The 7,321-nt window shown below is 72.7% G+C and carries 6 protein-coding genes; 1 reads left to right on the forward strand and 5 read right to left on the reverse strand.

Annotated elements, in window-relative coordinates; genetic code table 11:
• Positions 1-93: 93 nt before the first annotated feature.
• From M8I34_RS37090 to M8I34_RS37110, 5 genes are all read right to left on the reverse strand, one after another.
• Positions 94-1,611 (reverse strand): NAD(P)/FAD-dependent oxidoreductase, encoded by a 1,518-nt coding sequence (locus M8I34_RS37090; protein WP_250057300.1) that lies wholly within the window; start codon positions 1,609-1,611, stop codon positions 94-96.
• A gap of 92 nt (positions 1,612-1,703) precedes the next feature.
• Complete coding sequence (locus M8I34_RS37095; RefSeq protein ID WP_250057301.1) at positions 1,704-2,324, reverse strand: DUF4126 domain-containing protein; 621 nt, start codon at positions 2,322-2,324, stop codon at positions 1,704-1,706.
• Positions 2,325-2,698: 374 nt separating this feature from the next.
• The gene (locus M8I34_RS37100; protein ID WP_030992349.1) at positions 2,699-3,313 is read right to left on the reverse strand and encodes a TetR/AcrR family transcriptional regulator; all 615 of its coding nucleotides are present in this window, start codon (positions 3,311-3,313) and stop codon (positions 2,699-2,701) included.
• Positions 3,314-3,448: 135 nt separating this feature from the next.
• On the reverse strand, positions 3,449-5,656 hold the full coding sequence (locus tag M8I34_RS37105) for a YhgE/Pip domain-containing protein (RefSeq protein ID WP_250057303.1): 2,208 nt from the start codon (positions 5,654-5,656) through the stop codon (positions 3,449-3,451).
• Positions 5,628-6,620: an ATP-binding cassette domain-containing protein gene (locus M8I34_RS37110; RefSeq protein WP_250057304.1), complete on the reverse strand. Its 993-nt coding sequence runs from the start codon at positions 6,618-6,620 to the stop codon at positions 5,628-5,630. Before M8I34_RS37110 ends, M8I34_RS37105 begins: the two co-directional genes overlap by 29 nt.
• Positions 6,621-6,848: 228 nt before the next feature.
• Between M8I34_RS37110 and M8I34_RS37115 the strand changes: the two genes are divergently transcribed.
• On the forward strand, positions 6,849-7,321 hold a 473-nt coding region (locus M8I34_RS37115), incomplete at its 3' end, for an SAV_6107 family HEPN domain-containing protein (RefSeq protein ID WP_250057306.1).

Below are 7,321 nucleotides of genomic sequence, written 5' to 3' on the forward strand. Positions count from 1 at the left end.
GTCCTCTCCCGCCGCGGTGCCTCCCGCAGCGCCCGTCACGCCCTCTCCTGGCGGCCGCCCGCTGCGCACCCTCGCCCGGCGCCCGCTACGCGCTCAGGTGGAGCCGTGCCAGTCGTCGCCGTTCACGATCAGGCCGGCCACGATCGCGCCGGACATCCCGGCGTGCGCCGGACCGCCGCCCGGGTGCGACCAGCCACCGACCGCGTAGAGCCCCGGTATCCGGGTGCGGTTGCCGGGCCGCAGAAAGCGGCCTTCCCGGCCCGCCAGCGCCGGTCCCGGCACCCCTGCGTCATCCGTGGGCGGCAGCACCTCCCGCCACAGCACCCGCTCCCGCAGCCCGGGAACCGCCGCCTCGGCGATCTCGGTCATCCGTTCCGCATCGGCCGCCACGGCCTCGCCGTCGTGCCAGTCGACCGGGCCGTGCGGCGCGACCGTCGCGGTCAGGGTCACGGCCTCATGGGCGTCGTCCGGCCGGGAGGCGGGGTCGTCCGGGCGCAGCACCGTCACCGTGGGCCGGTCACAGGGGGTCCGCAGCCCGGGGCCGTCCCCGAACACGCCCGCCAGCTCCGCCGTGCGGTCCGCGGCATGGACGACCGTGCGGTGCACGGCGTCCTCGGGGCGCGCGCCGCGCAGTGCGAGGCAGACCGTGAGCCGCGCGGTGGCGCGGTCGTCCGGTCCCGGGCCGGGGCGGACATCGTCCGCACCCCACGGCTCCCGCCCCCGGCAGAGCTCCACAAGCTGCACCGGATCGACGCCCGCCACCACGAACTCCGCCTCGGACACCCGCCCGTCGGCCAGCTCGACGCCCGACGCCCGGCCGTCCTTCTCCACGATCCCGGTCACCGCCGCGCCGAAGCTGAACTCCACCCTGCGCGCCAGGCAGCGTTCGTACAGCGCATCGGCCAGCGCCCGCATACCGCCGCGCGGATACCAACTCCCGAAGGTCTGCTCCATGTACGGCAGCACGACGGCGCTCGCCGGGGCGCTGCGCGGGTCGAAGCCGTACGCCAGCGCATGGCTCTCCAGCAGCGCGATCAGCCGGGGGTCCGCCAGCTCACGGCGGGCCACCTCGGCGAAGGTGGCGGTCGTGGGGCCCTTGCCCCGGCCGAACAGTCCGCGCCTGCGCACCGCCGGATACGGATCACGCCCCAGCACCCGCCAGTCCTCCCACAGCGGCTCCTCCAAGAGCGGCCGGCGGGTGGCGTCCCAGGCCTCGCGGGCGCGGCCCACCAGCGCGCTCCAGCGCTCCCCGGAACCCGCGCCCAGCGCCTCGTCCAGGGCCGTCAGCACCCCGGCACGCGAGGCGTTCGGCAGCGATACGGCCGTGCCGTCGGGGAAGACATGCCGGCTCGCGGGGTCGACCTGGGACAGCTCGACGCAGCTCTCCAGCGGCTCCCGGCCGGTCTTGAGGAACAGATCGCGGTAGACGGCCGGCAGATGCAGCAGGCCGGGTCCCGTATCGAAGGCGAAGCCGTCCCGCTCCCACCGGCGCACCGCGCCGCCATGCGTCGCGCCGCGCTCGAACACCGCCACCCGGTGGCCCGCGACGGCCAGCCGGGCAGCGGCCGCCATCGCGCCCATCCCGGCGCCGATCACCGCAATCCGTGCCATGCCTGCGACTTTATCCGGACCCACTGACAACGCCCGCACGGCCGGGTGCCGGGACCGGCAGCACCGGCGCCGCCACCCGCAGGAGCACTGCGTCAGGCCACCGGTGGCAGCACTTCCCCCGTCGTGGCCGGCCGCTTCTCCGCGCGCCGCTGCCTGCGGCGCCGGAAGAACCGGCGGATCCGCGACCACAGGAAGACCACCACCGCGATCCCCGCGGCCAGCAGCGCCGCCGCGATGACCGCGGCGGCCACCGGATGGAACACGGCGAAGGCGATGAGCGCGGCGACACCCAGATCCTCGGCGAGGCTCAGCACGATGTTGCTGGCCGGCTCCGGGGAGGTGTTGACCGCGATCCGGGTACCGGCCTTGACCAGGTGGCTCAGCAGCGCCGTGGAGCCGCCGACCGCGCCCGCCGCCAGCTCGGGCAGCGAACCGTTGTGGCCGGCCAGCAGCGCCGCCACGACGGCGCCGGCGACCGGCCGGATCACCGTGTGCACGGTGTCCCAGACCGAGTCCACGTACGGGATCTTGTCGGCGACGGCCTCGCACAGGAAGAGCACCCCGGCCACGATCAGCACATCGGGGCGCTGCAACGCCGCGGGCACCTCATCCGTGACACCGGTCGCGCCGAGCAGGCCGAAGAGCAGGACGACGGCGTAGGCGTTGATCCCGCTCGCCCAGCCACTGGTGAACACCAAGGGAAGTACGGACACGGCGGAAAGCGTAGGCCCTGGCTGGGGGCCGGTGCTCAGGTTTGAGTATCCGTACTCAGTCACCGAGATGAGTAGGTACGCGGATGGGCCGACACCCGCCCGGAAGGAAGAGTAGGGGCCACGGAAGGGAAGCGGCGCCGCACCGCCGACACGGGGCGGCGGAGCGGCGCGGCTCCCGGACGTGACGGGGGAACACGGGGGAGTACGGGGGAAGCGCTGTCCTGGTCGGATCGATGGGGGAACGATCCGTGCCAGGGCAGCGCACTCTTTTGTGCGTGCCCGCCGGGGGAAACGGTGCGCGTCGCACCTGACCAATACGGCGCGCACCGGCCTCCCTCCGGGGGAGCGCCTTCCGGGGGAGCGCCCACCGGGAGCTACGACGGCCGGCCGCTGACCCGCCCCTGGAGCAGCCGCGACAGCGCCGCGTGGACATCGTCGATCGACCGGTCCGGCTGGTAGGACTGCCAGTCCAGGGCGGCCACCAGGACCATGCCGAACAGCGCCGAGGCGGTCAGCGGGATGTCGATCTCCTCGCTCAGCTCCCCCTCTGCCACCGCCTCGCGCAGCACGTCCTCCACCACCGTGATGGCCCGCTCGCGCACCACCATCAGCGTCGACTGCCAGGCCCGGTTGGTGCGCCACAGCTCGGCGACGTAGAGCTGGGTGAGCGCCGGGTAACGGGAGATGAAGTCCAGCCCGGCCCGGATCATCGCGTCCAGCGCGTCGATCCTGCTGCCGCCCCGTCCGGTGACCTCCTCGGCGGCCGCCTGCAAGGAGGTCGCCAGCATCTCGATGCCGTGCCGCAGCAGCTCTTCGAAGAGAACGTTCTTGCTCGCGAAGTTGTAGTAGACGGTGCCCTTCGCGACGCCTGCCCGCTCGGCGATCTCGTCCACCGTGGTGGAGGAGAAGCCCTGTTCGGCGATGAGGGTGACCGCGGCCTCGAAGAGCTTGCGCCGGGTGGCGTCGCGGCGTGTGTTGGAGCTGTCCATGGGGGCGATTGTGCCGGTCCCCGACGATCGATGCGCGGCGCGGTGGGGGTCCCCCCGGACGGAGTCCGGGGGGAGTCTCCGGCAGGGCGGTGGTGTGGGGGCACCTCCCAGCGGTAGCTGGGGGAGGGCGGGCGCTCACAGGCTCAGCTCCGGGTGGAGGTCCTTCATCCGCACCATCTGGCGGCCGCGCGCCGTCAGGGACGTCAGCGCGAGCGCCCCCGCGGTGAACGCCAGCAGCACCACACTGCCCTGCCACACGGGCGCGAGTTCCCCGCCCGTGATGAGCCGGCGCAGCCCCTCCACGATGTAACTCATCGGCAGGTAGGGGTGGATGGCGGCGAAGAATCCCGGGCTGGTCTGCACCGGGTAGGTGCCGCCGGCCGAGGTCAGCTGGAGCATCAGCAGCGCCAGCACCAGGATCCGGCCGGCCGGGCCGAACTGCGCGTTCAGCCATTGCACGATCGCCGAGAAACAGGCCGTGACCAGGACGAGGAAGCCGACCGTGCCGGCCGCCCGCACCATCTCCAGGCCGATCGCGAAGTGCAATACGGACATCAGGGCCGCGGTCTGTAGTACTCCCACACCGAACACCGGCAGCCACCCGGACACCGCCACCCGCCAGGAGGGCGCACCCATCGCCAGTGCCCGCCGGTTGAGCGGCTGGATCAGCATGTACGCCACCATCGCGCCGACCCACAAGGACAGCGGGATGAAGTACGGGGCGAAGCCGGTGCCGTAGTTCGGCGCCTTGTGGGCGGCGGACGAGGCCAGCTGCACCGGGTCGGACATGACCTGGGTGCGCGCGTCGCGGGCCTTCTTGCCGTAGTCGGGAATCTGCTTCGCCCCGTCGTGCAGTCCGCCGGCCAGCTTCTGTGAGCCGTCGGAGAGCTTGAACATGCCGCCGTCCAGCGTCTGCGCGCCGTCCTTGAGCTTGCCCACACCGGAGTCGAGGTCGCCCATACCGGCCGCCGCGCGGCCCGTACCGTCGTGCAGCGCATACGCGCCGTCGTTGAGCTCGTCCGCACCGGCCGCCAGCCGGGCATTGCCCGCGGCCAGCTTGCGCGCCCCCGAGGACACCTTGTGCGCCCCGTCGTTGAGATCGTTGATCTTCTTGACGGCGGCGTCCATGTCGGCGCCCAGGGTCGGCCCGCGCTCGGCCAGGTCGCCCGCCAGGGAGTGCAGCGTGTCCAGGTCCCGGCCCAGTTGGTCGAGGTTCTTCTGGTCGTGGACGTAGCCGCTGACCTCCTCGGCCTTGTCCGCGGCGGTGGCCGCCTGCTCCTTGAGCTGCTTCAGCTCCGCGCACGAGGCGTCGAGTTCCACCGCGCTCTCACAGCGCAGCCGGTAGTAGGCGGCCAGATGGTCGGACATCCCCCGGGAGAGTTCCGCCCCCGTGGACGCCGCGGCGGGGAGCTTGTCGAGGTGGTCACGGACCGCCTGCGAACCGTCGGCGACGAGCTGCGCCGCCTCGCCGATCTCCTTGCCGTGCGCCCGGATGAAGGGCCCCACCTTGCCGACGACTCCGTTGACCGTGTCCGCCAGCTGCTGGGTTCCCTGCGCCACCTGCCCGGAACCGTCGGCCAGTTGGCGCGAGCCGTGCGCGGCCGTACCGGCTCCCCTGGCGAGGTCGGAGCTGCCCCGGGAGAGCCGCCCCGCGCCCGCGTCGAGATCGCCCAGGCCCGTCACCAGTTTGCCGCTGCCGTCCTTGGCGGTGCCCAGACCGTCGGCCAGTTTGCCCGCGCCGTCCTTCGCCTGCCCGATACCGTCGTTGAGCTGGTCGGCGCCGTCCGCGGCCTGCTCGGTCCTGCCGTGCAGCGTCGAGAACGAGACGAAGATCCTGTCCAGGAAGGTCCGCGACGACTTCGTGGAGGCCGCGGAGCGCACCTCGGAGAACACCGTCCGGGAGATCTGCCCGACGATGTAGTTGTTCGCGTCGTTCGTCCGCACCTTGAGGGCGCCGGTCTCCGGGTGGTCCCCCGAGCTGGAGGCGATCCGCCGGCTGAAGTCCTCCGGGATGGACAGCGAGAGGTAGTACGAGCCGTCCTCGACACCCTTGGCGGCCTCGTCGGCGTCCACGGGCTGCCAGTCGAAGGTGTGGCTGTCGCGCAGCCCGGACACGATGCTGTCACCGGCCGAGAGGTGCTTCCCGCCGACGGTCGCGCCGTTGTCCTCGTTGACCAGCGCGACCGGGATCTTGTCCAGCCGCCCGTACGGGTCCCAGAAGGACCACAGGTACAGCGCGCCGTACAGCAGCGGCAGCAACAGAAGGGCGGCCAGCGCGGCGCGCGGCAGCTTCCCCCGCCCGAACCGCTTCAGCTCAAGCGCGGCCAGCTTCGGCGAGCGCATCGGCCGCCCCCTCCTCGTCGTCGGTCCTGTCCTGGTTGTCGTGCTGGCTGGTTGCGGGGCCTTCGCCGGTCTTGGGGGCCGTGGGGGCGTCGCTGGTCTTGCTGGCCGCGTCGGCCGTGGTGGCCGCGGTGTCCGCGGGGTTCTCGCTGCCCCCGCTGCCCTCGCTGTTCCCGTTGGACCCGTCGACTGTGCCGGCCGCGGCGTCCGTGGTGGTGGGGGAGTCGCCGGGCGCGTCCTTAGGGACGTCCGGCTCCCGGCGGCCGCCGGTACGGACCAGCACCACGCCCTCGCCGTCCTGCGGCGGCTCGCTGCACACCGCGAGCACGGTGGTGCCGGCCGCCGCCAGGCCGCGCAGCATCGCCCAGGCCCCGGCGCGCTCGTCGTCGGACAGCTTCAGATCGGTGTCGTCGACGGCCAGCAGCCGGGGCCCGCCGATCAGCGCGAGCGCCACGGAGAGCCGCAGCGCCTCCAGCCGTTCCAGGTCGCGGACGGAGGTGCGGATCCCCTTGGGCAGCGACTCCAGGTCGAGGCCGGCCGCCGTGAGCGCGGCATCCACCAGGGCGCGGGCCTCGGCCCGGCGCTCGTGCCGCGGCCGCAGCAGCGCACGCAGTGAACCGCCGAACCGGCCCTGTAGCAGGGCGCGTTCGCGCAGGTGCTCGCCCACGGTGAGTGCGGGATCGAGCTCGGCGACCCCCGGCACATGGGCGAGCGCGGTGACGGAACGGACCGCCGCCCTCTTCTTCGGCAGCGGCAGTCCGCCGACCTCGGCGGTGCCTTCGGCGGACTTCATCCGGCCGGTGAGCGCGAGCAGCAGACACGTACGGCCCGAGCCCGAAGGGCCCTGTACGACGATCAGCGAGCCGGGCGCGGCGTTGAGGCCGATGTTCCGGAATGCCCATCCGCGGGGGCCCTTGACTGCGAATCCCGCGGCCGTGACCGCCGCCCCGTGCGGGGTGCTGTCCACGATCCCTCCTTGTACTGACTGGTCAGTGCAAAAAGTATGCGGTATCCCACCCCCCATTCCGCAAGGGGGTGTTCGAGGTTCATCCGGCGAATGCGCCTGCCGGTGCGTCCCCTTTTCGACGAAAGTGCAGGTCAGTGCCGATTGTCAGTGGTGTACGTCACGATGGGTTCATACGGTCCCGAATCGGCATTCGGTCCCGAACCGGCATGCGACGACAGGAGGTTCGTCATGGCAGCTCGTCCCAGTGGGGGCAGCTCCGCTGCGTACGGTCCCCCGAGCGATGTCCACCCCGTCCTGCGACGGGCGGCCGCACCACCCGCCGCCCTCGCTCTGCTCGCCCAGGCTCAGCAGGGCCTCGACGAAGCACAGACCCTGGAAACCCCCAACGAACAGTTCGCCACGGCACATCTGGCCGCGCTGCGCACCGCCGCCGCCGTCCTCGCCGTCCGCGGGCGTCCGGAGGCCACCGTGCGCCGCAGGCAGCGTATCCGCAGCGCCTGGGAGGTCCTCCCCGAGGTCGCGCCCGAACTCGCCGAGTGGAGCGCCCTGTTCGCCGCCGGCGCCGCCCGCCGGGCCAAGGCCGAGGCCGGCATAGCCGGCGCGGCCTGCCGCAGGGACGCCGACGACCTGCTGCGTGACGCCGCCATGTTCCTGCGCCTGGTGGAGCGGATGCTGCTCCTCCAGCAATCGTTGCCGCCACA

The sequence above is a fragment of the Streptomyces sp. MCA2 genome (genome assembly GCF_023544705.1).
In the GTDB taxonomy this organism is placed as follows: Bacteria; Actinomycetota; Actinomycetes; order Streptomycetales; family Streptomycetaceae; genus Streptomyces; species Streptomyces decoyicus.